The sequence below is a fragment of the Streptomyces sp. AK08-02 genome, assembly GCF_033795085.1.
Classification (GTDB): Bacteria; Actinomycetota; Actinomycetes; order Streptomycetales; family Streptomycetaceae; genus Streptomyces; species Streptomyces echiniscabiei.
The window spans coordinates 15,829-41,623 of the sequence record NZ_JARAZV010000009.1 but is presented as its reverse complement, the minus strand read 5'-3'; the positions used below and the strand labels follow the sequence as shown (position 1 = coordinate 41,623).

The following is a 25,795-nucleotide window of genomic DNA, read 5'->3' as shown; positions in this document are numbered from 1 at the left end:
GCAGCACGTACTACGCACTACGCAGGGGGCCGGGCCTGGCCGCGAACGCACGATGGTCCGGCCCCCTGCGTAGGCCCCGACGTGTGCTCGCCCTGCAAGGTCGCGGTCAGGGCAGCGATGCCCCTGTTCTGGAGGGGGAGTCGGTGGTGGAACCCCGGCCCGCCCGGGAGCAGGTCGCGCGGTGCCCTTCGACGTTCCACCGGTCCTCGGAGTCTTGCGCGGTGGCCGTGAGGAGCACCTCCACCGATTCGACCTTCGGGTCCTCGGCGTGGCGTGCGCTGACGGCCGTACAGGCCAGTTGAGCGAGGGCATCCGGCGACATTGACTTGGCGATGTTCGCGAAATCCCTCCGGCTGTCGAAGCCCAGCTCGATCGACACCCTGGCGCCGTCGGCCACCCGGAGCGTCCGATTACTCCGCAGGCTAGGCAGCCTGCTGGCCAGGCCCTCGCGCTGCTCGGCACTGGTCGGGCCCTGGAACAGCAGCCACATGGCCGCTTCGACGCCTGGCCGCTGCGGGATCCTGCGGGAGACCGCGATCAGGCCGCCCTTGCCCGGGAAGTAGAGCGTGACGGTCGACCGGGCACCGGTGGCGGGCTGCCCCGACCCCACCACCCCGGTCGTGGGGATGCCGCAGGCGCCGAGCAGGAGCGCCGACGAGAGCAGCAGCGCGGGCCGTACGGCCCGGCGGGCGGGGCTCATGGCCGGCTCCCCTCGACCGATTCGGCCCGTTCGGCCCGTTCGGCAGGTTCGAATGGTTCGGATGATGACTCGTCCTGTCGCAGCGGGAGTTCCACGGTGAAGACGGCGCCGCCGTGCGGGCCGTTCGCCGCCTGGACGGTGCCGCCGTGCAGGCGGACGTTCTCCGCCGTGATGGCTAGGCCGAGGCCGCTGCCCTCGGTCCTGGTGCGGGCCGCGTCCGACTTGTAGAAGCGGTCGAAGACATGGGGCAGGACACTCTCGGGGATGCCCGGTCCGCTGTCCAGGACCTCGATGACCGCCCGCCGGCCGTCGTCGGGGTGCTCCCACGCGTAGAGGTTCAGCTGTATGGGGAGTCCGCCGTGGCGGAGGGCGTTCCCGACCAGGTTCGCGACGATCACGTCGAGCCGACGCGGGTCGAGGCTGCCGCGGAGTGTGCCGGGCGGCGGCAAGCGGACGTCGACCGTCTCCAGCCAGGCGCGGGAGGCGAGAGTGCGCCGGATGCAGTCCGCGAGGTCGATCTCGTCCAGGTGCAGACCGGCCGCGCCCGCGTCGAAGCGGGAGATCTCCATCAGGTCCTCCACCAGGCGGGCCAGCTTGACGGTCTCCTCGCTGATGAGCCGTACGGCGGTGGCGGTGTCGGGGTCGAGGTGCGCCGCGTCCTCGTCGAGGATGTCGGTGACCGCCGACATGGCGGCCAGCGGGGTGCGCAGTTCGTGCGAGACATCGGCTGCGAAACGGCGGGCACGTGCCTCCATACGGCGCAGTTCGGCGACCGACTCCTCCAGGGCGGCGGCGGTCTCGTTGAAGGTGTGCGAGAGATCGGCGAGTTCGTCGGAGCCGTTGACGGCGAGCCGGGTGTCGAGGTGGCCCTCGGCGATGCTGCGGGTGGCCCGGCGCAGCTCGCGCACCGGCCGCAGTACGCCACGGGCGGCCAGCAGCGCGAACAGCACGGCCAGCACCAGCGCGGGAACCGTGGCCCGCTCGACAGCGGGGACCAGGGCCTGGACGTAGGCCTGTTCGTTGGTCTGCGGCACTGTCAGGAAGACGCTGACCCCGGACAGGTCGGTCGTGGGCTTGTCCACGCTGCCGAAGGTGACCGGCAGGCCGACGACGAGGGCGGGGCTGCCCCCGGTCGTCACCCGCTGGAAGACGGTGCTCCCGTCGGAGGCCACGGCCGCGCGCAGCTCGGACGTCAGCTCCTCGAACCGGTCACCCGGTGTGGAGGTGCCGCTCAGATCGCCGTAGGTGGCCAGCACCCGCCAGTTCCTCGACGGTTCGGAGCGTGTCAACCGGTCTGCGAAATCGGCCAGTTGTTTCTCGTCCGGCGGAAGTCGAAGCTCGGGTGCGAGGGAGTTGACACGGTCGCGGAACTGCGCGATCACCCCGTCCTGGCTCTGCTGGAGTACGCCATTGCGCGCCTCCCGGAACGTCAGGGCGCCGGTCGTCAGCGTGGCGACGCCGGCGACCAGCAGGAAGGCCACCAGCAGCCGGCCGCGCAGGCCGCGCAGGCCGCGGAGTGGAGAGGGCGTCTTCACCGGGTCCTGAACTGGTAGCCGAAGCCGCGCACGGTCTGTATGTAGCGCGGCTGCCCCGGAGGCTCGCCCATCTTCGTGCGCAGTCGTTTGACGCAGGCGTCCACCAGCCGGGAGTCGCCGTGGTAGCTGTGTTCCCAGACGGCCTGCAGGAGTTGCTGCCTGCTGAACACCTGCCCGGGCGACGCGGAGAGGGTCAGCAGGAGCCGTAGTTCGGAAGGGGCGAGGGCGACCGGTGCGCCCTCGCAGGTGACGGTCAGTGCGGCCCGGTCGATGGCCAGTTCCCCGTGGGTCTCGATCTTCGGTGCGGCCCCGTCGGCGGCTGCGCTGCCGACCCGTCGCAGGACGGCACGGATACGGGCTTCGAGCACGCGGGCCTGGACAGGCTTGACGACGTAGTCGTCGGCTCCCGCCTCGAGACCGATCACGATGTCCACGTCGTCGCCCCGGGCGGTCGCCATGATGATCGGCACCTGGTCGTCGGCCCCGCGGATACGGCGGCACACCTCGAGCCCGGACATGCCGGGCAGCATCAGGTCGAGGACCACGACGTCCGGCAGGAACGACCGCAGCTGTTCCAGTCCCTCCTCGCCCGTCCGGGCGGCGGCGACGTCGTGCCCCTGGCGACGCAGCGCGAGCTGGACACCCTCACGGACAGCGCGGTCGTCTTCGATGAGCAGGACACGTGGCATGTGCTCAGTATCCGTGTAACTCCAGGCCGGGCCGGTGCTGTTACTGGACGATCACATACTCGCCCCCCTCGGCCGGCTGTTGCCGTTTGATCACACTCCGGGCCAGTTCCCATCACACCGCCCGGCCAGCCTCATCCATCATGACCACCAAGACGAACATGCCCAAGAGGCTCCGCATTTCCGTGGCCACCGTCCTGGCGATCGGCCTGCTGCCATTCCTGGCCGCCTGCGGCGGTTCGGACGACGGGTCCGGCACGGGTTCGGGTTCCGCGGCCGGCAACGCGGCGAACGGCAGCACGACGAACGACAGCACGACGAACGCGGACGGGGCGGTGCAGCTCACCATTCCGGACGGCGTGGACGACTACACCAAGAAGCTGTACATCACGGAGAACGTCCTCGCCGCCTGCATGAAGAAGCAGGGCTTCACCTACACACCGCATGTGGGGACGCCGCCCAGCGATGACGGTTTCGCCGGGATCGACGGGTTGGACTACGCGGTGGCGAAGAAGTCCCGCGCGAAGTACGGGTTCGGCAACTACGCGGCCACCGTCTACCCCGACGACCCCAACGCACCCGGCAGCAACGCCGGAGGAAAGCAGGGCGGAAAGGTGGTGACCGCCCCCGACAACGACGAGAAGGGGCTCACCCCCGCCCAGCAGGAGGCGTACTCGACGGCGCTGTATGGCCCCCCGGCCGCGACCAAGGCGGAGGAGAAGACCGCCGGCTGCGAACTCGAGGCGTCGGAAGCGGTGAACGGACCCGCGTTGAGCGCCGCAGAGGAGAAGAAGGCATGGGAAGCCAAGCAGGAGGCGAACCGCGCGAACGGTCTTGAGCTGAACGGTGACACCCAACTGGTGCAGCTCGCCCAGGAGTTCGCCGCCTGCCTGCGGGCGCAGGGCATCCCGGTGAGCACCACCCAGCCGACCGGCATGGCCGACATGGTGCGCCTCGGCCAGCAGACCCCGGAGAACATCAGGAGCATGACCAAGGAGGAGGCGCTGCCGCTGCTCACCAAGGAGATCGATATCTCCCTGAAGGACCTGGAGTGCGGCAAGAAGTTCCGGGCCGCGTACTTCCCCAAGGAGAAGGCGCACCCGTACTGGGGGGAGGGCGCATGAGCCGGCTCAGCAGCCGTAAGAAACTGGGCGCGTTGGTCGGCGTGGTGGTCCTAATCGGCACGGGCGGCTGGATCGCCGGTACGCAGGTGCGCTCGCCCGCCGACGCCGCCGCCGCGCACACCGCGCCGAAGGCCGGCCCGGTGACCGCGGCGGTCCAGCGGCAGTCACTCACCGCGACCGTGGTGGCGTCGGGGTCCGTCGAGTTCGCCTCGCCGCGTCCACTCGCGCTGGCCGGCGCCGTCGGCACCGGAGCGTCCGCGGGCGCGGCCGGCGAGGGCGCGGAGCAGCGGATCACCAAGGCACCGGTCGCCGGTACCAAGGTCAAGGAGGGCGACGTACTGATGACGGTCAACGGCCGTCCGGTGCTCGCGCTGAGCGGATCCGTACCGATGTACCGCGCGCTGGCCCCGGGTGCCTCCGGCGACGATGTGAAGCAGCTCCAGCGGGCGTTGCGGCGGCTCGGCTTCGATCCCGGGTCGATCAGCGGCAACTACCGCCAGGGCACCGCGTCGGCGGTCACCAACTGGTACACGAGCAAGGGCTACGAGGCCCAGAAGCCCAGCATGGAGGACCAGCAGCAGCTGGGCCAGTTGGAGCAGGCGGTGTCCTCCGCCCAGCAGGCTCTCCTCACGACCAACAGCACGAGCGGCAGCGGCAGCGGCAGCGGCGACGGCGGCACGGAGACAGGGACAGGGACAGACACCGAGACGGGGACGGGGACAGAGGCGGGAGCGGGAGCGAACAGCGGCGCGAGCACGCCGAACCCGCAGTCCAGCACGGACGCCCAGATCCACCAACTGCAGCTCGAGTCCGCGAGGAAGTCGCTGGACATGGCGAACGACGCGCTCAGCACCTTCCAGGCCTCCTACGGGACGAAGGTCCCGGCCGGCGAGGTCGTCTTCTTCCCGAAGCTGCCCGTACGGCTGAACAAGGTGACGGTGAAGACGGGGGACACCGCGTCCGGCCCGATCGGCACCGTGACCAGCTCCGACCTGGAGGTGCAGGCGGTCGTCCCCGGCGCGGACGCCGAACTGCTGCGGAAGGGCATGGCCGTAGAGCTGACGACGACGGACGGCAAGAAGGCCAAGGGCACGGTGTCCGCGCTGGGCGCCGACGCCGCCGCGTCCTCGACGACAGAGACCACGGGCTCGGGCGAGGACGGCGAGGGATCCGCCGGGACGACGACGGAGGGCACCGAGACCGATGTCGCGGCCGGGGACACCGGCACCTCCGATGCCGGCTCCTCGGCCCCGGTCCAGCTGCGGATCTCCGTAGCCGACCCCGGCGAGCTCGCCGACGAGGCCGAGGCCGCGGTCAAGGTGACCATCAAGATCGGCGCCTCGGACGGCAAGGTGCTGGTCGTACCGCTCGCCGCGATCCGCACCTCGTCCGACGGCAAGGTCCGGGTACAGGTCGAGCGCGCCGGCAAGCTCAGCGACATCCCCGTCACCGTCGGGCTCTCCGCGGCCGGCCTCGTCGAGGTGAAGCCGACCAGCGGCACGCTGAAGCAGGGCGACAAGGTGGTGGTGGGCGAGTGATCCCCGGCCCTGCCGGTGTCCCGGGTTCCGTCTCCGCCCCCGGCGCCTCCCTCGTCGCCGACGCCGTCATCGAACTCTCCGGTGTGGAGCGGACCTTCGACTCCGAGCCGCCGGTGCACGCACTGCGCGGTGTGAACCTGACCGTTCGGCGGGGCGAGCACCTCTCCATCGTCGGCCCGTCCGGGTCCGGGAAGTCGACGCTGCTCAACACACTGGGCCTGCTCGACCGGCCCACCGCCGGTACGTACCGGCTGGACGGCGTGGAGACGACCGGGCTCGGCGATCTCGAACGCACCGCGCTGCGCGGCAGCCGTATCGGGTTCGTGTTCCAGGCCTTCCACCTCCTCCCGTACCGCACGGTCGACGAGAACGTCATGCTGGCCGAGGCGTACCGCAGGCCACGCCCGGGGCGCGGGCGCGGTACCCGGCTCGACCGGGCCCGGGAGGCGCTGGACCGGGTCGGGCTCGGGCACCGGTCGGGCTTCCGGCCCGACCGGCTCTCCGGCGGCGAACGTCAACGCGTCGCCATCGCACGGGCGTTGATCAGCGATCCCGCGCTGCTGCTCTGCGACGAGCCGACCGGAAACCTGGACAGCGAGAACACCCTCTCCGTACTGGAACTCTTCGACGACCTGTGTGCCCAGGGCATGACCCTGGTGCTCATCACCCACGACGAGACGGTCAGCCGTCGCGCGGGCCAGCGGGTCCGCATCACCGACGGCAGCCTCACCCTGGAGACCGAGTGAAACGGGCATCAGCCGAGGCCGGGGCGCGTGTCGAACGCCCCCGGATGGACCCCCGGGACCTGTGGACGGAAGCCCTCGCGGGCGTCATGGCCCGCCCCGTACGGTCCGCCCTGACCACACTCGGCACCGTGCTGGGCATCACCACACTGGTCATCACCATCGGGGTGGCCTCCACCGCCGGCAACCAGATCGTCGGCCGGTTCGACGCACTCACCGCGACCTCGGTGACCGTGACGGTGCCGTCCGTGCCGGTCGGCTCGGACGCCGAGCCCCTGGTGGACTGGTCGGGGACCGACGCGGTCCGGCGGCTGGCGGGCGTGGACTCGGCCGCCGCCCTCGCCGACTCCCCGCTGACCACCAGCGTCCAGGTGCGGTCCAACGACGTGAAGGCGCCCGGTGACGTCTCCGCCCAGACCCTGGCCGTGGTGGCCGCCTCGGCCGACCTGCCCGCCGGAGTACGCGGTGCGATGACCTCCGGACGGTTCTACGACACCGGCGACATCGCCCGCCACGCGCAGGTGGCGGTCCTCGGCGACCAGGCGGCACGGCTGCTCGGTATCAACCGGGTGCAGGACTCCCCGGCGATCTTCTTCCAGGGCCAGTCGTACACCGTCATCGGCATCCTCGGCGGTGTCCAGCGTGAGCAGCGCCTGTCCACCGCAGTGATGCTCCCGCCGACCACCGCCGCGGACCGCCTCGGCCTGGAGGACGTCACCCGGGTGCTGATCAACACCGCGCTCGGCGCCGCCCGGCAGGTGGCGAGGCAGGCACCGATCGCCCTGGCCCCGGGTCAGGAGACCTCCCTCTCCGTGGTGGCACCGCCGGACATGACCAAGGCCCGCGACGGGATCCAGAGCGACGTCAACGGCCTCTTCCTCGTCCTCGGCCTGGTCTCGCTGGTGGTGGGCGCGATCGGCATCGCCAACGTCACCCTGGTGACGGTGATGGAGAGGGTCGGCGAGATCGGCCTGCGGCGCGCGCTGGGCGCCTCGCGACGGCAGGTGGCCGGCCAGTTCCTCCTGGAGTCGACGACGATCGGCCTGCTCGGCGGCATCGTCGGCGCGGCCCTGGGCATCGCCGTCGTGGTGGGCGTCGCCGTGTTCAAGGAGTGGACCCCGGTCCTGGACCTGAACCTCGCCCTCGGCGCCCCCCTCGCCGGAGCTCTCGTCGGCCTCCTCGCCGGCCTCTACCCGTCGCTGCGCGCCGCCCGGATGGAACCGGTGGACGCGCTCCGGGCGCCGTCCTGAGCTGCTGCTGCTGCCGCCGTCGGGACGGCGACGGACGGACGGACGACGGACCGGACGGTCAGTTCATGTGCCCGGCCGGATGTTCGGTGCGAAGCGGGCCAGGGCGACCGCCTCGACGGCCGCGATGACGTTGTACGCGAGTGCGGACACCGCGGTGAGCACCGCGACCGAGGCCCAGAGGTGGTCGTAGTCGAAGAGGGAGGAGTCCTTGAGCATCGCGTAGCCGAGGCCCTGCCCGGTGGAGAGCCACTCGGCGAGCATCGCGCCGATCAGGGCCCCGGGAACACCGACGCGGGCGCTCGCGAAGAAGGCGGGGACGGCGCTGGGCAGCATGACCTTGCGGGCGATGGTCCAGTCCCCGGCGCCGTACGCGCGGCACAGGTCGGCCGCCTGGCGGGAGGCGGAGCGCAGGCCGAACGTCATGGTGACCAGGGCGGGGAAGAAGACGATCAGGCCGCTGATGACGGTGGTGGCCATCAGACCGCGGCCGAAGACGAGGGTGATGAGCGGGGTCATCGCCACCAGGGGCACGGACCGCACGACGACCGCCATCGGCAGCAGCGCCTGCTCGACGCTGCGCACCAGGACGAAGACGACCGCCACCGCCACCGCGGCCACCAGCCCGGCGACGAAGCCGAACCCGGCGTCGAGCAGTGTGCGGCCCAGACCGGAGGAGACCAGGGAACGATGGGCGCCCGCGTCCGCGCCCGTGAACAGGTAGTGGAAGATGTCGACCGGTGACTTGGCCACCAGCGGGTCCAGGTCGTAGACCTGCAGGAAGATGATCCACAGGACGATGACGGCCGCCATCGTCACGACCACGTTCAACAGCGGGCGCAGCACGCCCGCCGCGAAGCGCAACGCGGGAGCTGTTCGTGTCTCTGCCGCCGTGCTCATGCGCCTGCGCCTTCCACTGTCGTCGTGCGCGACCACGGCAGGGCGTAACGGGCGACGAGCCCGACCGCGCCGTACGCCACGCCTGCCACCGCGCCCGACACCAGGGCGATGCCCCAGGTGCGCGGTACGTCGAGCTGCTGCTGCGCGATGGTCATGGCGATGCCGAGCCCGCTGTCGACGCGGCCGAGGTACTCGCCGATGATCGCGCCGAGCAGCGCCGCCGGCCCGGCGATCCTGAGCGCCGCCAGCGTGCTGGGCAGCGCGGCGATCAGACGGACCCGCAGCATCTGCTGCCACCGGCCGCCGCCGTAGGCGCGTACCAGGTCCAGTGAGGCCGGATCGGCCGAGCGCAGTCCGAGCAGCGCGCCGATGAGGGTGGTGAAGAAGACCGACAGTCCGGCCATCGCCGACATCGGCTTGTCCCCGTCCAGGACGAGCGACAGGATCGGGCCGATCGCGACGATCGGCAGGCAGTAGGAGGCCACCGCGATCTGCGTGACCACCCGCTCCAGTACGGGCACCAGCAGCACCAGCACCGCCAGGCCCAGCGCCAGCGCGTTGCCGATCAGATACCCGGTCAGGGCCTCGCCCACGGTCTGTGTGACATGCGGGCTGTAGAAGGTCCAGCCGTCGTCGAACACGCTCGCGACCACCGCCCAGGGGGTGGGTACGCCGTCCCCCGGGCCGAAGACCGTGGTGGACAGCAGCGACCACGCCCCGATCAACGCCACGATGCCGAGGGCCCCGCCGGTCCAGGCGGAGCGCCGGGCACTCATGACGCCTCCGCCGCGAGCCCGGCGGCGTCGGTGCTGGTGTCGGTGTCGGTGTCGGCGGGGGAGTCGGCGCGGCCGAAGAGGAGCTCCGACAACCGGTCGGCATACGCGTGGAACTCGGGCGAGCGCATCATCTCCGGGGTACGCGGCCGGGGCAGGTCGATGGTGACGACCTCCACGATGCGGCCGGGCCGGGGGGACATCACGGCGACGGTGTCGCTGAGCAGCACGGCCTCGTTGACGGAGTGGGTGACCAGCAGAGTGGTCACCGCGCGGGCCTGCCAGATGCGCTGGAGTTCGAGGTTGAGCCGCTGGCGGGTCATGTCGTCCAGAGCGCCGAACGGCTCGTCCAGCAGCAGCACCTTGGGGTCGACGACCAGCGAACGGGCGATGGCGACGCGTTGCCGCATACCGCCGGAGAGCTGGGCGGGGCGGGCCTTCTCGAAGCCTTCGAGGCCGACCAGTCTGATGAGGTCGGAGATCGCCGCCGGGTCGGCCTTGATGCCGCTGATCTCCAGCGGCAGCCGTATGTTGGCGGCGACCGAGCGCCACGGCAGCAGCGCGGCGTCCTGGAAGGCGATGCCCAGGTGGTGCCTTTTGCGGGCCTCCTCCGGGTCCTCGCCGTGCACGAGCGCCGTACCGGAGGTCGGGCTGTCGAGCCCGGCGAGGATCCGCAGCACGGTCGACTTCCCGCAGCCCGACGGCCCGAGCAGCGCGAGGAACTGGCCCTCGGTCGTGTCGAGGTCGACACCGGCCAGCGCGGGGACGCGCTGCCGGCCGAGCTTGAACTCCTTGCTCAGCCCGCGCAGGGACAGCCCGGTGCCGGTGCCGGTGCCGGTGCCGGTATCCGTATCGGACGGTGCGGGGTCGTCGGGAGCTTCGGGAACGGCGGCTGCGGTACTCATCAGACGGTGACCTCTGGGTGCGGGGCGGGTGCGGGGTTGGTGGGATACGGGGCCTCAGATGAGGCTGGGGTCCTCCTTGTAGACCTCTTCGATGATCGAGAGGTCGAAGAGCTTGTCGGCGGTGATGTCGAGCCCGCCGTACTTCAGCGTCTTGACGTTCTCCTCGATCAGCTCCGGCGTGACCGTGAACAGGCCGTTCTTCTTGGTGTCGGCGCTCACCATCAGCTTGCTCTCGTCCGTGGACTCGAGGGTCTGCTCCTCGGTCGTCAGCCCGAGCCCCTTGCCGTACGTCTCCGCCGCGAGCTTCGCACCGAGCCCCGGGTCGGCGATGTTCGCCTTCCAGCCCTTGATCTCCGCGCGCAGGAACGCCTTGAGCAGGTCCCGCTGGTTGTCGATGGTCTCCTGGCGGACGCAGTACGTCTCCGAGACCAGCGGGTAGCCGGTGTCGGCGAGCAGCATCGTCGCGACCTTGAAGCCCTTCAGACGCAGCGTGTTCGGCTCGTTCGTCACGAAGGAGAACCAGCCGTCCACGGTGCCCTGGGTCAGGGGCAGCGGGTCGAACTGCACCGGCACCTTCGTGATCTTCGATTCGTCCAGTCCGGTGGCCTTGACGTACGCCGCCCACACGGACTCGTTGCCTGCCTGGATACCGATCTTCTTGCCGTACATGTCCTGCGGCTCGGCGATCGGGTTCTTGGCCATCGACATGATGCAGAACGGGTTCTTCTGGAACTGGGCGCCGATGATCTTCAGCGGCGCGCCCTTGGAGACGGCGGCACCGGTGATGTCGGGGGCGCTGATCGCGACGAGTGCCTTCTTGGTGACGACGTCCGTCTCCATCGGCGTCGCGGACGGGCCGCCGCCGATCAGCGTGACCTTCGAGAAGCCCTCGTCCGTGTAGTAGCCCTTGCTGTCCGCGATGTAACTGCCCGCGAACTCGACGTTCTTGATCCAGGACAGCCGAAGCGTCAGCTCACCGAAACCCTTGGTACCGGAGGAGGGCGTGGAGGAGGTCGACGACGAGTCGGAGTCGCCGCACGCGGCGAGCAGCGGGCCGCCGAGCAGCACGGCGCCGCCCAGCTGCAGTCCCCGTCTGAGGAAGAGACGGCGGTCGGTCGCGGCGAACGATCTGTCGTCACTGCTCGTGCTTCTGGTCATGGCGCGCGTTCCTTTCGCTGGCCGGGTGGGCGCCGGCTCATGGCGGACATGGAAAACATGGAAACGTGGTTGGAGCGAGGCCCGGACGCTGCCGAGCCGTTCTCCGCCTCGGGCGGCGACCGGGGTCGGAGACCGAGGAGAGGTTCGGGGGTGCGGGCGCGCGGGGTGCGCTGGGGCGCCGCGGTCGACCTGCCGCGAGGTGCGGGGGAAGAAGGCCTGCGGGCGGCAGGCCGGTCCGGAGCGCAGCACCGCGGAACCTCGGAAGCCCGGAACCTCGGAAGCGCTGAACCCCGGGAGGTGCGAAACCGCGGAAGCGTGGACCCGGGGACCTGGGCGGGACTCCCTGTCGCGTCAGCGGTAGGAGGTCAGCCGGGAGCACCCTCGGGCGTCGGATGTGAGCCGTGTGCCACGCGTCCGCGCGTCCAGGCCGACTGATGGACCCGGCACCGGAGGTCCGTGCCGCGCTCGCTGACAAGGCTCATCGCGCTTCCCTCCGTGCTCGGTGCCGACTGTCTGCCGGACGACCAGGCCGAGAGTGACGCACGTAGATTGCCCATTCGTTCCGCGTCCGTTACTTACGGATTCCATGCCCGGTTTTGACCCGGGTTGCCGACCCGGCCGAGAAGGTGGGGCTTGAGCGGGGGCTTGGACAGCACCTCCGGCAGCCCCGCGTTCGCTACGTCAGGACGGCCATTCCGGCTCGGCCAGGGTCGCGTCGAGTGCGTCCAGGAACACCCGCGCGGGCTGGGACGCGGGCGGCTTGCCGTATACGGCCGCCACGACCTGTCTGCGCATACCGGGGATCCGGTCGAGCCTGACCCCGGGGTGCCGGTTGGCGAGGAGGGTGAGCCCGGGCAGCAGGCTCACGCCGAGCCCGGCCGCGACGAGCGCCTGTACGGCGACGTAGTCCTCGGTCTCGAACTCGACGACCGGCGCGAACCCGGCCCGTCCGCAGGCCGCGACGAGATGCTCGCGGCAGCGTTCGCACCCGGCGATCCAGCGGGTGCCGGCGTACGTCGCCAGCTCCGCCCGGGGTCCGTCCCAGGGACGGTCCGCCGGGGTGACCATGTACAGCGGTTCGTCGAGAAGCGTCGTCATGGTGATGTCACGGCGATCGCGCTGGGGCGGGTCGCCGTGCTCGAAGATCAGTGCCACGTCGACGTCGTTGTTGCGCAGGGCGCTCAGCGCGTCCGGCGGTTCGGCCTCGCGCAGGATGAGCTCGATGCCGGGATGCTCGGCCAGGACACGGGCGGCCGCGAGCGGCACCAGCGTGGCCAACGCCGAGGGAAAGGCGGCCAGCCGGACCCGGCCGGTGCGCAGCCCGGCCAGTTCGTCCAGTTCGGCGTGCGCCGACTCGACCTGCGCGAGGATCGACTCGGCACGGTCGGCAAGGAGTCGGCCGGCCTCCGTGAGCCGGATTCCGCGTCCCATCCGCTGCAACAGCGGTACGCCGACCTCGGCCTCGAGTTTGGCGAGCTGGTGGCTGACCGACGGCTGGGCGTAGTGCAGCGCCTCGGCGGCAGCGGTGATCGAGCCTTCTCGGGCGACGGCCACCAGCACACGCAACCGACTCAGGTCGAGCATGCGCGAATCATAGCCAGCTTCGAAGACAGCCTCGAAAACACGCATTGGTCCGCTGCGGGTGGTGCTGGGAGGGTGAGTGAGAAAGTTCGTGCGAGACGCTTTGTCCCTTTTGCGTATTACGCGCGCCTGTCTCCGGGCGCGGAAAGGAGACGTCGGATGACCACGGCTGTCAATCCACCGTCGCGATCGCGATCGATGTCGGTGAGCGACCGCGCGGCGCGGACCCTCGCGAACGCCACCAAGACAGTTCCCCAGATGTCCTCCATCACGCCTCGCTGGCTGGTGCATCTGATGTCCTGGGTGCCCGTAGAGGCCGGCATCTACCGGGTGAACAGGGTCGTACATCCCGAGTCGGTGCAGATCGAGTGCGACAACTACGACGAGGCGCCGCTCCCCGACACCTTCGTCGACTACGAACAGGAGCCCCGCGAGTACCGGCTCAAGGCGGTCCAGACGGTCCTTGACCTCCACACCCGGATCGCCGACCTGTACTCCAGCCCGCACAACCAGACCGCACAGCAACTGCGGCTGACCATCGAGGCGGTGAAGGAGCACCAGGAGGGCGAGCTGATCAACAGCCCGGAGTACGGGATGCTGAGCAGCGCGGCGCCCACGCAGCGGATCTCCACGCTCGGAGGGCCGCCCACGCCGGACGACCTGGACGCCCTCATCACCAAGGTGTGGAAGCAACCGGCCTTCTTCCTCACCCATCCGGAAGGGATCGCCGCGTTCGGCAGGGAGTGCACGCGGCGAGGTGTCCCGCCGGCCACGGTGAGCATGTTCGGCTCGCAGTTCCTGACCTGGCGCGGTCTGCCGATCATCCCCTCGGACAAGGTCCCGCTGGAGAACGGGAAGACCAAGTTCCTGCTGCTGCGGACCGGCGAGTCGCGCCAGGGCGTGGTCGGACTGTTCCAGCCCGGGCTCGCGGGCGAGCAGGGGATGGGGCTGTCGGTCCGCTTCATGCAGATCGACCGCAGTGCCATCGCCTCCTACCTGGTCTCCCTGTACTGCTCGCTCGCGGTGCTCACCGAGGACGCGCTCGCCGTGCTCGAAGACGTCGAGGTGGACAAGTTCCATGACTACGCCCCCAGCTACCGGTAACGAACCCGCCCCGGCGTGGCTGCCGGACGAGGAGACGCTGAACCGGCTGGCGGGGGAGTTCTTCCGAGCCCTCCCCGGCCAGCCGGCGGTCCCCGACGGTTCGGCGCCGGGTATGCGGTCGTCGGTGCCCGACGTGCCGTCGTCGGGTACGCATGCTCCGGCCCCCGGCGGTTCGTCGTCCGGTACGCAAGCGTCGGCGCGCGACGGTTCGTCGTCGGGCGCGGGGGCTCCGGCCTCCGGCGGTTCGGCGCCGGGTATGCGGTCGTCGGTGCCCGACGTGCCGACGTCGGGTACGTACGCTCCGGCGCGCGGTGGTTCGTCGTCGGGTGGTCAGGATCCGGTGCGCGAGGGTTCGTGGGCCGCCACGCCCGCTTCGGTGGGCGACGGTTCGGCGGCGTGGCCGATGCCTGCCGGGCTGCCGCTCGCGGATCCGCCGCCTCCGGCGCCGAGGGCCGGCATGAGTCCGCCGGCCGGGCCGCCACCGACCAGTGCTCCTGCCACGTACGGGGCAAGTGTGCCCGGCGTCACCGGACACACCCCGGAGCTGCCGACCCTGCCGGTGGTGCCGGGGACGTCCGTGTCGTCGCTACCGCCGGTACCGGCTTTCGCCCCGGCCCAGCTCTCCGCGCCAGGCTCGTTCTACTTCCTCGACGAGGCGCCCGGGTTCCCCGCCGAGGCCCCGGAGCTTCCCGGCTTCGGGCACCTTGGGCTGCCGCCCCTGGCCGATCCCGCGGTGCCGACCACACCGACGGCGACGACCGCGCCGTACTACTTCGTCCAGGAAGGCGGCGCTCCCGGCGTACCGGGTGCCCCCGCCGCACCGGTGGGGCTCCCGCTCGATCAGCATCCGGCGTTCGACGTGCGGGCGGTCCGCCGGGACTTCCCGATCCTGTCGGAGCTGGTCAACGGCCGTCCGCTGATCTGGCTGGACAACGCCGCGACCACGCAGAAGCCGCAGGTGGTGATCGACCGGCTGGTCGAGTTCTACTCGCGGGAGAACTCCAACATCCACCGGGCCGCACACGAACTGGCCGCCCGGGCGACGGACGCCTACGAGGGTGCGAGGAAGACCGTCGCCCGGTTCGTCGGGGCGGGCTCCGCCGAGGAGATCGTGTTCGTCCGGGGTACGACCGAGGCGATCAACCTGGTCGCCAAGGCGTGGGGCCCGCGACACCTCCGCGCGGGCGACGAGATCGTCCTCTCCCACCTGGAGCACCACGCCAACATCGTGCCCTGGCAGATGCTGGCGCAGCAGACCGGCGCGGTGATCAAGGTGATCCCGGTCGACGACGCCGGGCAGCTGCTCCTCGACGAGTACACCGACCTGCTGTCCGACCGGACCAGGCTGGTCGCGGTCACCCAGATGTCCAACGCGCTCGGCACCGTCGTACCGGTCGAGCAGATCATCGAACTCGGGCACCGGGCCGGGGCCCGAGTCCTGGTCGACGCGGCGCAGTCCGTACCGCATCTGCCGATCGATGTCAGGGCGCTGGACGCGGACTTCCTGGTCTTCTCCGGGCACAAGCTGTTCGGGCCGACCGGGATCGGGGTGCTCTACGCCAAACGCGAGGTGCTGGAGGACATGCCTCCGTGGGAGGGCGGCGGCAACATGATCACCGACGTCACCTTCGAGAAGTCGAGCTATCAGCCGCCGCCGGGCCGTTTCGAGGCCGGCACCGGGAACATCGCCGACGCGGTGGGGCTGGCCGCGGCCATCGACTACGTCGAGCGCGTCGGCCTGGCGAACATCGGCGCCTACGAACACACCCTGGTCGAGCACGCGACCGAGGGGCTGCGCGGGGTGCCGGGGCTCCGGCTGATCGGCACGGCCCCGCACAAGGCGAGCATCGTGTCGTTCGTCCTGGACGGCTACGAGCCGGCCGAGGTGGGCACCGCGCTCAACGAGGAGGGGATCGCGGTGCGTTCGGGCCACCACTGCGCGCAGCCGATCCTGCGCCGGTACGGCCTGGAGGCCACGGTCCGGCCGTCGTTCGCCTTCTACAACACGCACGAGGAGGTGGACACGCTGGTCACGGCCGTCCACCGCCTCGCGGACCGGGGCGGAGGGCGCCGCCGCTAGCCGGCGCTTCCCGGTCGGTCAGGACCGGGTGCGCGAAAGTACGCCAGAAGTGCCTTCCGGACGAGTACGAGGGAGACCTGCCCGAGGTCTCCGCCGTGCCGGCCGGAAGGCACTTTCGCGCGTTCGACGGCGGCGGTGCGCCCGTCGTCCTCGGGATCAGCGCACGCTGCGCACAACAGGGGCGGGGCCCGGCGTTCGGCTCGGGGGGTTCCTGTGTCGCACCTTGAGGGATCCCGCACAGCGGCTTACGGGGACCTTCCATCGCGGAAATCTGCCCGTAACGCCCAGTGTGTCTACTCGCATGCAACAAAGATTCACCACAGTGGACACCCAAGGAGGGGCCCATGGTGACCGCCACACCCGATCTCCCCGCACTCCCCGATCTCGCCGAACTGGTCCGCGCCGACGGCATCGAGTTCGTACTCGCCGTCTTCGTCGACCTGACCGGCAAACCGTGCGCCAAGCTCGTCCCCGCGCAGGCCGTCGAGGAACTCCGTGACGAGGGCGTCGGGTTCGCCGGTTACGCGGCCGGCGCGCTCGGTCAGCAGCCCAGCGACCCCGATGTCGTCGCCCGCCCCGACGCCTCCTCGTACACCCCCGTCCCCTTCGTGAAGCCCGGCCTCGCCCTCGTCCACTGCGACCCGTACGTGGAGGGCGAACCCTGGCCCTACGCCCCGCGCGTCATCCTGCGCCGGCTGCTCGAACGGGCCGCCGCCCAGGGGCTGTGGTTGTCCGTGGGCGCCGAGGTCGAGTACTTCCTCGTCAACCGGGACGAGCACGGTGTGCTGAGCGTCGCCGACGCCAGGGACACCGCCGCCCAACCCTGTTACGACGCACGCGGGTTGACCCGGATGTACGACCACCTCACCGCGGTCTCCAGCGCCATGAACTCCCTCGGCTGGGGCAACTACGCCAACGACCACGAGGACGGCAACGGACAGTTCGAGCAGAACTTCAGGCACGCCGACGCCCTCACCACCGCCGACCGGGTCATCACCATGCGGTACCTGGTGTCGATGCTCGCCGAACAGCGGGGCATGACCGCCACGTTCATGCCGAAGCCGTTCACCGACCGCACCGGCACCGGCATGCACCTGCACATGTCGCTGTGGCGGGGCGACGAACCCGCCTTCCCCGACGCCACCGACGGACGTGGCCTCGGACTCTCCCCGCTCGCCTACTCGTTCGTCGCCGGCATCATCGAGCACGCGCAGGCCCTCCAGGCCGTCATCGCGCCGACGGTCAACTCCTACAAGCGCACCGGGGCGGTGAACACCCGCTCGGGCGCCACCTGGACACCGCGCACCGCGGGGTACGGCGGCAACGACCGCACCCACTTCATCCGCGTACCCGACGGCAACCGCATCGAGCTGCGCGGCGGAGACGGCGCCTCCAACCCCTACCTCGCCGCGGCCGCCGCCCTCGCCGCAGGCCTCGACGGCATCGAACGCGACCTCGACCCGGGCGAGCCCGGCGCGGCAGGCAAGGGCCCGGAACTCCCGCCGACCCTGCTGCACGCCGTGGAGGCGCTCCAGGCGGACGAGGTGATCAGCGGCGCGCTGGACGCGGCCGGGGCCGGGGTGAGCCGGTACTTCGCCGACCTCAAGCGCGAGGAGTTCTTCGACTGGCACGCGACGGTCGGCCCCTGGGAGCTGGACCGCTATCTGACCGCCTTCTGAAGGGATTTGAGATGTGCGGAATCGTGGGGCTCCATCTGCGGGAGCCCTCGCTCGAACCCCGGCTCGGTGAACTGCTGACCGCGATGCTCGGGCAGGTCGTCGAACGCGGCCCCGACTCGGCTGGTGTCGCGGTCTACGGTGACACCCGGCTGTCCCCACCGGGGCGGACCGTCGTCTCGCTGCTGGGCACCTCGAAGGCCGAGGTGGAGGCCGTACTCCCCGGTGTCCAGGCTTACGACGCCGACGCCACGACCGTGGTCCACGCGGGCGTCGACCAGCTCACGGCAGCCCTGCCCCACACCACGGTCATCGGCTCCGGTGAGGGCTTCGTCGTGCTCAAGGGCACCGGAAATCCGGTGGAGTTGGCGGACGCCTTCGGGCTCGCCGGCGTCACCGGCTGGCAGGGTGTCGGCCACACCCGCATGGCCACCGAGTCGGCCGTGACACCGGAGGGTGCACACCCCTTCTCCGTCGGCCCCGGACAGTGCCTGGTGCACAACGGCTCCTTCGCCAACCACGCCACCATCCGGCGTGAACTGCGCGCCCAGGGCGTCCCGTTCGACAGCGAGAACGACTCCGAGGTGGGTGCGCGGTTCGTCGCCCGCCAGCTGGAGCAGGGCGCCGATCTGGAGAAGGCGCTGCGGCTGCTCTGCGAACGCTTCGACGGCTTCTACACGCTGCTGGTGTCCACCGGCGACTCCTTCGCGGTCGTCCGCGACGCCATCGCCTGCAAGCCGGCGCTCGTCGCCGAGACCGACGCGTGGGTGGCGATGGCCTCCGAGTACCGGGCACTGGACGTCCTGCCGGGCATCGAGGACGCCCGCATCTTCGAACCCGAGCCGGAAGAGGTGTACGTATGGCGACGCTGATCGACCTGTCCCAGACGCCGGTACGGGAGCTCAACCAGGCCCTGCACACTCCTGGCGGCGAGGATGTCTGGCGCATCCTCAACCCGCGCGGCGCGCACGCCGTGGCCTGCGGAATCCAGGAGGATCTCGCCGTCGACATCGAGGGCCACGTCGGCTACTACTGCGCCGGCATGAACCAGCGCGCCACCGTGACGGTGCACGGCAACGCGGGTACGGGCGTCGCCGAGAACATGATGTCCGGGACGGTCCGGGTGCGCGGCAACGCGTCCCAGTCGGCCGGGGCCACCGCCCACGGGGGCCTGCTGGTGATCGACGGAGACGCGTCCGCGCGGTGCGGGATCTCCATGAAGGGGGTGGACATCGTGGTCGGCGGCAATGTGGGGCACATGAGTGCGTTCATGGGGCAGGCTGGACGGCTGGTGGTGTGCGGGGACGCCGGGGAGGCTCTCGGCGACTCCCTGTACGAGGCTCGGATCTACGTCCTCGGCTCGGTCAAGTCGCTCGGTGCGGACTGTGTCGAGAAGGAGATGCGGCCCGAACATCTCGCCGAGCTGAGCGAGTTGCTCAAGGCGGCCGAGCGGGATGAGGATCCTGCGGATTTCCGGCGGTACGGCTCCGCCAGGACGCTCTATCACTTCAAGGTCGACAACTCGGCTGCGTATTAGCTCCGCCGGGAGGTCGGTTTTTGGCTGCGGGTCGCATGTGGCCGGTCGCGCAGTTCCCCGCGCCCCCAAAAAAGGCACATCCACTCGCCCCCTTTCAGAGGAGCTGAACCCTTGGAACCCGCATCCCGTGGTCTGCGCGAGTCGGCGACATTCGACCGTGCCACCATCCACGCCATCCAGCGTGCCGCCGAGACCGGCATCTACGACATTCGTGGCTGGGGCGCGAAGCGCCAACTGCCGCACTTCGACGACCTGTTGCTGCTCGGCGCCTCCATGTCCCGCTACCCCCTGGAGGGTTACCGGGAGCGTTGCGACACCGACATCGTTCTCGGCGCCCGGCACGCCAAGAACCCCCTTCGTCTCGCCACCCCCGTCACCATCGCCGGTATGAGCTTCGGGGCCCTATCCGCCCAGGCCAAGGAGGCCCTCGGGCGCGGCGCGAGCGAGGCCGGTACCTCCACCACCACAGGTGACGGCGGGATGACCCCCGAGGAGCGCGGCCACTCCAAGCACCTCGTCTACCAGTACCTGCCGTCCCGCTACGGCATGAACCCCGACGACCTGCGTGCCGCCGACGCCATCGAGGTCGTCCTAGGGCAGGGGGCCAAGCCCGGCGGCGGGGGCATGCTGCTCGGGCAGAAGGTCACCGAACGGGTCGCCGGTATGCGGACGTTGCCCGTCGGCGTCGACCAGCGCAGTGCCTGCCGCCACCCCGACTGGACCGGCCCCGACGACCTCGCCATCAAGATCCTGGAGCTGCGCGAGATCACCGACTGGGAGAAGCCGATCTATGTGAAGGTCGGCGCGACCCGCACGTACTACGACGTGAAACTCGCCGTCCACGCCGGCGCCGATGTCGTGGTCGTCGACGGTATGCAGGGCGGAACGGCCGCCACCCAGGACGTCTTCATCGAGCACGTCGGCATCCCCACCTTGGCCGCCCTGCCCCAAGCGGTGCGTGCACTCCAGGAGTTGGGCGTCCACCGCGAGGTCCAGCTGATCGTCTCCGGCGGGATCCGGGGCGGCGCCGACATGGCCAAGGCCCTCGCGCTCGGCGCGGACGCGGTCGCCATCGGCACCGCCGCGCTCATCGCCCTCGGCGACAACCACCCGAAGTACGACGCCGAGTATCGCAAACTCGGCTCCGCCGCAGGCTACTTCGACGACTACCAGGACGGTCGCGACCCGGCCGGCATCTCCACCCAGGACGAGGAACTCGCTGCCCGCCTCGACCCGGTGGACGCCGGACGCCGGCTCGCCAACTTCCTGCGCGTGATGACCATGGAGGCCCAGACCCTCGCCCGCGCCTGCGGCAAGGCCCACCTCCTCCACCTGGAACCCGAGGACCTGGTCGCCCTGACGATAGAGTCCGCCGCCATGGCCCGTGTCCCGCTCGCGGGCACCAACTGGATCCCCGGGGAGGGACTGTGATCGCCGTCGTCGGCGCCGGCCTGATGGGCGCGGCCACCGCCTGGCAACTGGCCCGGCAGGGACACGAGGTCACCCTGATCGAGGCGTACGACGTCGGTCACCGGCACGGCAGTTCGCACGGCAGCTCGCGCATCTTCCGGCGGGCGTACGCCGACCCCTTCTACGTAAGGCTCACCGGCCAGGCGTACGAGCAGTGGCGGGAGTTGGAGGACGACAGCTCAACTCCCCTGCTGCGCAAGACCGGTGGGCTCGACATGGGCGAGGACCGTGACCCCGGGGCGATCGCCGGTCTCCTCGGCGCGTCCGGAGTGCCCCATGAACTCCTCGGCCCGGAGGCCGCCTCCGAGCGCTGGCCCTACATCCGGATCACCGGCCCGGTGCTGTATCACCCGGACGCGGGCACGGTCGACGCCGACGAGACCGTCGCCGCCTGTGTACGCCGGGCGATCGAACACGGGGCGCGGGCGGTCATCGGCACCCGGGTCACGGGCATCGACGTCCGGGGGAGCGGCAAGGTGCTCCTGCGCACCGACGACGGCCACGAGATCGTCGCCGACACGGTGGTCGTCGCGGCCGGAGCCTGGCTGCCCAACCTCCAACTTCCGTTCCCCCTACCACCGTTGGCGGTGACCCAGCAGCAGGTCTTCCACTTCCGGCAGCGGGACCCGGCCGCCCGGTGGCCGACCCTGATCTGGGACGGCGCGCTGCACCTCTACGGCCTGCCCTCGGGAAGCGACGGCGGCCCGCTGCCCGCGATGAAGGTCGCCGAGCACGACCGCGGCACGCCCACCACCGCCCGTACCCGCGACGGGGTCGTCGACGGGTCGTCGCGCACCCGGGTGAGCGGGTTCGTCCGCGACCGCCTCCCCGGCCTCGTGCCCGACCCGGTCGCCGAGGCGACCTGCCTCTACACCACCACCCCCGACGAGGACTTCGTCCTCGACCGCCACGGCCCGTTCGTCGTCGTCTCCCCGTGCTCGGGCCACGGCGCCAAGTTCGCCCCGCTCATCGGCGCGATGGCCGCCGACCTGGCCACTGGCCGCGCCGAGCCCCATCCCCGTTTCCGGCTGCTGCGTCTTCCCGGGGGATAACCCCCGGACCCCCAGCAGAAAGGCAGGTCGGCAAGGGATGGCCGGCGCGGACATCGCGCCGCGAGCCTGCGTAAAATGCGCCGATGACCGACCAGGACGACACAGCGCAGGACCCCGACTCCGACGACAAGGCGCTGGAGCGCGTCATCGCGGTGCGGGCCCGTGAGTACCGGCAGGCGGCGGGGCTGTCGGTCGGGGAGATGGCACAGCGGGTCGGTATCTCGAAGGCGATGCTGTCGAAGATCGAGAACGCCCAGACCGCGTGCAGCCTCACCACGCTCTCCCGGCTCGCGCGCGGTCTCGACGTCCCGGTCACGGCTCTGTTCCGCGGTATGGACGACGAACGCGAGGCCGTCTTCGTCCCGGCCGACCACGGCGCCCGGATCGTGCGGCGCGGTACGAAGGTCGGCCACGAGTACGCCCAGCTCGGCTCGCTGCGGGGCGCCCACAAGCGGATGGACGCGCTGCTGGTCACGCTGACCGAACAGAGCGAGGTCTTCCCGCTCTTCCAGCACGCCGGCACCGAACTCCTCTACATGCTGGAGGGCGTCATGATCTACGGCCACGGCAAGTCCAGCTACACCCTGCGCCCCGGCGACGCCCTCCAGTTCGACGGCGAGGCCCCGCACGGCCCCGAACGGCTTGTCGAACTACCCATCCGCTTCCTCACGGTGACGGCCTTCGGGGACAGCCCGCAGCACTGAAACCCGGCCTTAATCGGCCACGGAGGTGTCCTGTAACGCATCACCTGTCTACTGCGGTGAAACGTTGTTTCCCCCAGTTGGACCTCTCCGTGGAGTGTGCGCATGGACACCGGAAGTACTGCCTGGATGCTCGCGAGCACGGCACTCGTCTGTCTGATGGTGCCGGGCCTGGCGCTCTTCTACGGCGGCATGGTCGCCGCCAAGAGCGTCCTGAACATGATCATGATGACCTTCGGCTCCGTCGCCCTGGTCGGCTGCATCTGGGTCGTCTACGGCTTCTCGGCCGCCTTCGGCGACTCGATCGGCGGCGCCGGCCTGCTCGGTGACGTCACCGAGTTCTTCGGCATGAACGGCGTCATCTCGGACGACCCGAAGGCGGTCATCCCGCTCTCCGTCTTCGCCGCCTTCCAGGCCCTGTTCGCGGCCCTCACCGCCGCCCTGATCTGCGGCGCCATCTCGGACCGCATCAAGTTCGGCGCCTGGATGGCCTTCACCGGCATCTGGGTCACGCTGGTCTATCTCCCGGTCGCCCACTGGGTGTTCGCCTTCGACGGCAAGGGCGTCGTGGGCGGCTGGATCGTGAACAAACTCGGCGCCATCGACTACGCGGGCGGTACGGCCGTCCACATAAACTCCGGCGCGGCGGCGCTGGCCGTGATCCTCGTCCTCGGCAGACGCATCGGCTGGCAGAAGCAGGGCGGCCAGGAACGCCCGCACAACCTGCCCCTGGTGATGCTCGGCGCGGGCCTGCTCTGGTTCGGCTGGTTCGGCTTCAACGGCGGCTCCGCGCTGACCTCTTCCAACGCGGCCTCCGTCGTCGTCCTCAACACCTTCACCGCCACCTGCTCCGCGATGCTCGGCTGGCTCCTCGTCGAGAAGGTCCGCGACGGCCACTCCACGACGCTGGGCGCCGCCTCCGGCGCCATCGCAGGCCTGGTGGCGATCACCCCGTCCTGCGGCGCGGTCTCCCCGCTCGGCGCCCTCGCCCTCGGTGCCGTCGGCGGCGCGGTGTGCGCCCTCGCGGTCGGCCTGAAGTACAGGTTCGGCTACGACGACTCCCTGGACGTCGTCGGCATCCACCTCGTCGGCGGCCTCACCGGCACCCTGCTGGTCGGCGTCCTCGCCACCTCGGACGCCCCGAACGGCGTCGACGGCCTCCTCTACGGCGGCGGCTTCTCCCTCCTCGGCAAGCAGGCGGTCGGCGCCTTCTCCGTCCTCGCGTACTCCTTCGCCGTGACCTGGCTGATCGCCAAGGCTCTGGACAAGACGATGGGCCTGCGGGTCCGCCCCGAGGTCGAACAGGAGGGCGTCGACGTCCATCTCCACGCGGAGAGCGCCTACGACCTCACCCACCCACCGGTCACGTCATCGTCCCCGGTGCCGGAACCTGCCGCTGCGGGATAGGGGCCACCTTCCACCGCCCGGCCCAGCCACGGGACGGGCGGGTCGGGGCGCTGGGCGGGTGGGGCGCCAGTCCCTCGCCGGCCCCTGCAGGAGCAGCTCGCCGGCCGGCGTCCCAGGTACGCCCGCCGTGGAAGTCCGGCACTTCCACATGCGCGCGCAGCCGGTGGATGTTCTCCCCAAGTCCCTTGGGCACCCAGGTGAAGGAGGGCCGCAGTGCTCCAGGGCCGGCGTTCGAGTTTTGTCGTCCCGACGGTGCTCGACGGTCCCTGGAAACCGCCGAGAGCCTGTGGGGATCGTCATGGCATGCGCGGGTTCACCCGGTCACCCATGTGAGTCCGTCCTCCGAGGCCATGAGGCCGCCGGGGTGCAGCGGGGTCTCCTCCTCCAGTGGGCCGCCGAAGACACCCCGTTCCTGGAGGATCGTGCCCTCCTGGAAGACCTGGCGGATCGAGGGGGCCTCGAAGAGCGGATTGCGCAGGCCGTCGGAGTCCGGGAGCCTGCTGACCGCGTGGTCGAGTTCCGAGGCGGTGGCAGTCAGGCGGGCGCCCGCCTGCCCGGGCCCGGCGAGGGACGTGTCGCCGGAGGCCAGTCCGCCCACCAGTTCGACGAATGCCTCCATTTCTGTCGCGTCGACGTGGGTGACCTTGCGGGCTTTCCAGAAGTACGACCGCTCGTCCTGGTGCATGTCGTAGAAGGAGACCAGGAACTCGTGGAACAGGCCGTACTCGTGACGGTAGCGCGCCTCGAACTCGTCGAAGAGGCGGTCCTCGTCAAGGGATTCGGCCAGGCCGCTGTTGATGGAGCGGGCCGCGAGCAGAGCCCCGTACGTGGCGAGGTGCACTCCGGAGGACAGCACAGGGTCGACGAAGCACGCCGCGTCGCCGACCAGCACCATGCCGGGCCGCCACAGACGCGACTTCCAGTACGACCAGTCCTTGCGGACCCGCACCTGGTCGTACGGCGCCTCGGTGGCCTGCGCCACTCCGTCCAGGAGACCCCGGATCTCCGGGCAGGAGTCGATCAGCCCGCGCCAGGCCGTCACCGGGTCCCGCTGGATCGCGGCGGCGTTGTCCCGGCCGACCACCGCCCCGACGCTGGTGAGGTCGTCGCGGAGCGGGATGTACCAGAGCCAGCCCTCGTCGAATGCGGCACAGAAGATATTGCCGTCATTGGGCTTCGGGAGCCGTTCGCCGCCGGCGAAGTAGCCGAACACCGCGATGTTCCGGAAGAAGTCGGAGTGTGTCCGCCTGCCGCCGACCTCACCGTGGATCCGGCTGCCGTTGCCGGACGCGTCCACGACGTAACGGGCCCGGGCCTCGCGGTTCTCCCCGGCGGGCCCCGTCCAGCCGACGCCCCGGACGCGCTCCTCGTCGCCGAGCACGCCCTTGACCCGGCAGCCCTCCCGGACGTCGACGCCGACCCGGCGGGCGTTGTCCAGCAGGATCGCGTCGAACCGGGACCGCTCGACCTGGTAGGCGAAGGAGGTCGGGTCGGCCAGCCGGGGGGACAGGGCGAAGGAGAACTGCCAGGGGTCCGGGTTCCGGCCCCAGCGGAAGGTCCCGCCGCGCTTCGTCTTGAAACCGGCTCGCGCGACCTCCTCCTCGACGCCCAGGATGCGGCACACGCCGTGCACGGTGGAGGGGAGCAGCGACTCGCCGATCTGGTACCGGGGGAACGTCTGCTGCTCCAGCAGGAGGACGCGGTGACCCCGCAGGGCGACGGTCGTCGCGGCGGTCGACCCGGCCGGGCCGCCGCCCACGACGATCACGTCGAACTCTTCAGTCTCCACTGACTTCACTGGCTCCACCGTTTTCGCTGCCGTCGCTGCCGTCGCTGCCGTCGCTGCCGTCGCTGTCTCGCGGTCGGGGGTCATCGGGG

Annotated in this window: 22 protein-coding genes; 13 read left to right on the top strand and 9 right to left on the bottom strand. The window is 70.6% G+C overall.

Going from position 1 to position 25,795, the window contains the following annotated elements; translation table 11 throughout:
• Positions 1–106: 106 nt before the first annotated feature.
• Genes PV734_RS19515 through PV734_RS19505 form a run of 3 tightly spaced genes read right to left on the bottom strand, consistent with a single transcriptional unit; the run spans position 107 to position 2,924 of the window.
• The gene (locus PV734_RS19515; protein WP_319290568.1) at positions 107–700 is read right to left on the bottom strand and encodes a hypothetical protein; all 594 of its coding nucleotides are present in this window, start codon (positions 698–700) and stop codon (positions 107–109) included.
• Positions 697–2,235: a HAMP domain-containing sensor histidine kinase gene (locus PV734_RS19510; protein WP_319290567.1), complete on the bottom strand. Its 1,539-nt coding sequence runs from the start codon at positions 2,233–2,235 to the stop codon at positions 697–699. Before PV734_RS19510 ends, PV734_RS19515 begins: the two co-directional genes overlap by 4 nt.
• Positions 2,232–2,924: a response regulator transcription factor gene (locus tag PV734_RS19505; RefSeq protein ID WP_319290565.1), complete on the bottom strand. Its 693-nt coding sequence runs from the start codon at positions 2,922–2,924 to the stop codon at positions 2,232–2,234. The genes PV734_RS19510 and PV734_RS19505 overlap by 4 nt, the downstream gene beginning before the upstream one ends.
• Positions 2,925–3,064: 140 nt before the next feature.
• Here PV734_RS19505 and PV734_RS19500 point away from each other — a divergent pair, with 140 nt between their 5' ends.
• From PV734_RS19500 to PV734_RS19485, 4 genes are read left to right on the top strand one after another with little or no spacing between them, the layout of a single operon-like run.
• A complete protein-coding gene (locus PV734_RS19500) occupies positions 3,065–4,045 on the top strand; it encodes a hypothetical protein (protein ID WP_319290563.1) in 981 nt (326 codons plus the stop codon).
• The gene (locus PV734_RS19495) at positions 4,042–5,583 is read left to right on the top strand and encodes a peptidoglycan-binding protein (RefSeq protein WP_319290562.1); all 1,542 of its coding nucleotides are present in this window, start codon (positions 4,042–4,044) and stop codon (positions 5,581–5,583) included. The genes PV734_RS19500 and PV734_RS19495 overlap by 4 nt, the downstream gene beginning before the upstream one ends.
• Positions 5,583–6,329, top strand: a complete 747-nt coding sequence (locus tag PV734_RS19490; RefSeq protein WP_319097530.1) for an ABC transporter ATP-binding protein — start codon at positions 5,583–5,585, stop codon at positions 6,327–6,329. The genes PV734_RS19495 and PV734_RS19490 overlap by 1 nt, the downstream gene beginning before the upstream one ends.
• Entirely contained in the window at positions 6,326–7,576 is a 1,251-nt protein-coding gene (locus PV734_RS19485; protein ID WP_319097463.1) for an ABC transporter permease, read from the top strand. Before PV734_RS19490 ends, PV734_RS19485 begins: the two co-directional genes overlap by 4 nt.
• Positions 7,577–7,639: 63 nt before the next feature.
• Here PV734_RS19485 and PV734_RS19480 read toward each other — a convergent pair whose 3' ends face one another.
• From PV734_RS19480 to PV734_RS19460, 5 genes are all read right to left on the bottom strand, one after another.
• Complete coding sequence (locus tag PV734_RS19480; RefSeq protein WP_319097462.1) at positions 7,640–8,473, bottom strand: ABC transporter permease; 834 nt, start codon at positions 8,471–8,473, stop codon at positions 7,640–7,642.
• Complete coding sequence (locus PV734_RS19475) at positions 8,470–9,249, bottom strand: ABC transporter permease (RefSeq protein ID WP_319097461.1); 780 nt, start codon at positions 9,247–9,249, stop codon at positions 8,470–8,472. The genes PV734_RS19480 and PV734_RS19475 overlap by 4 nt, the downstream gene beginning before the upstream one ends.
• Positions 9,246–10,151, bottom strand: coding sequence for an ABC transporter ATP-binding protein (locus PV734_RS19470; protein WP_319290560.1), 906 nt, complete (start codon positions 10,149–10,151; stop codon positions 9,246–9,248). Before PV734_RS19470 ends, PV734_RS19475 begins: the two co-directional genes overlap by 4 nt.
• Before the next feature lie 54 nt (positions 10,152–10,205).
• The gene (locus PV734_RS19465; RefSeq protein WP_319097459.1) at positions 10,206–11,309 is read right to left on the bottom strand and encodes an ABC transporter substrate-binding protein; all 1,104 of its coding nucleotides are present in this window, start codon (positions 11,307–11,309) and stop codon (positions 10,206–10,208) included.
• 681 nt (positions 11,310–11,990) lie between these two features.
• A complete protein-coding gene (locus PV734_RS19460; RefSeq protein ID WP_319097457.1) occupies positions 11,991–12,893 on the bottom strand; it encodes a LysR family transcriptional regulator in 903 nt (300 codons plus the stop codon).
• Between the two features lie 255 nt (positions 12,894–13,148).
• Between PV734_RS19460 and PV734_RS19455 the strand changes: the two genes are divergently transcribed.
• The 9 genes from PV734_RS19455 to PV734_RS19415 all read left to right on the top strand — a co-directional run bounded on the left by PV734_RS19455 (position 13,149) and on the right by PV734_RS19415 (position 23,917).
• On the top strand, positions 13,149–13,994 hold the full coding sequence (locus PV734_RS19455; RefSeq protein WP_415924230.1) for a family 2A encapsulin nanocompartment shell protein: 846 nt from the start codon (positions 13,149–13,151) through the stop codon (positions 13,992–13,994).
• On the top strand, positions 13,969–16,074 hold the full coding sequence (locus PV734_RS19450; RefSeq protein ID WP_319290558.1) for a family 2A encapsulin nanocompartment cargo protein cysteine desulfurase: 2,106 nt from the start codon (positions 13,969–13,971) through the stop codon (positions 16,072–16,074). The genes PV734_RS19455 and PV734_RS19450 overlap by 26 nt, the downstream gene beginning before the upstream one ends.
• A 344-nt stretch (positions 16,075–16,418) precedes the next feature.
• The gene (gene glnT / locus PV734_RS19445; protein WP_319097453.1) at positions 16,419–17,753 is read left to right on the top strand and encodes a type III glutamate--ammonia ligase; all 1,335 of its coding nucleotides are present in this window, start codon (positions 16,419–16,421) and stop codon (positions 17,751–17,753) included.
• 11 nt (positions 17,754–17,764) lie between these two features.
• Positions 17,765–18,622, top strand: a complete 858-nt coding sequence (locus PV734_RS19440) for a glutamine amidotransferase (protein ID WP_319290556.1) — start codon at positions 17,765–17,767, stop codon at positions 18,620–18,622.
• Entirely contained in the window at positions 18,610–19,287 is a 678-nt protein-coding gene (locus PV734_RS19435; protein ID WP_319290554.1) for a glutamate synthase, read from the top strand. The genes PV734_RS19440 and PV734_RS19435 overlap by 13 nt, the downstream gene beginning before the upstream one ends.
• Positions 19,288–19,398: 111 nt before the next feature.
• Positions 19,399–20,718, top strand: coding sequence for an FMN-binding glutamate synthase family protein (locus PV734_RS19430; RefSeq protein ID WP_319097450.1), 1,320 nt, complete (start codon positions 19,399–19,401; stop codon positions 20,716–20,718).
• Positions 20,715–21,809, top strand: coding sequence for an FAD-dependent oxidoreductase (locus tag PV734_RS19425; protein WP_319097449.1), 1,095 nt, complete (start codon positions 20,715–20,717; stop codon positions 21,807–21,809). The genes PV734_RS19430 and PV734_RS19425 overlap by 4 nt, the downstream gene beginning before the upstream one ends.
• An 83-nt stretch (positions 21,810–21,892) precedes the next feature.
• Positions 21,893–22,513: an XRE family transcriptional regulator gene (locus PV734_RS19420; protein WP_319097448.1), complete on the top strand. Its 621-nt coding sequence runs from the start codon at positions 21,893–21,895 to the stop codon at positions 22,511–22,513.
• Between the two features lie 102 nt (positions 22,514–22,615).
• A complete protein-coding gene (locus tag PV734_RS19415) occupies positions 22,616–23,917 on the top strand; it encodes an ammonium transporter (RefSeq protein WP_319097447.1) in 1,302 nt (433 codons plus the stop codon).
• 313 nt (positions 23,918–24,230) lie between these two features.
• Here PV734_RS19415 and PV734_RS19410 read toward each other — a convergent pair whose 3' ends face one another.
• The gene (locus PV734_RS19410; RefSeq protein ID WP_319290552.1) at positions 24,231–25,790 is read right to left on the bottom strand and encodes a tryptophan 7-halogenase; all 1,560 of its coding nucleotides are present in this window, start codon (positions 25,788–25,790) and stop codon (positions 24,231–24,233) included.
• Positions 25,791–25,795 lie beyond the last annotated feature (5 nt).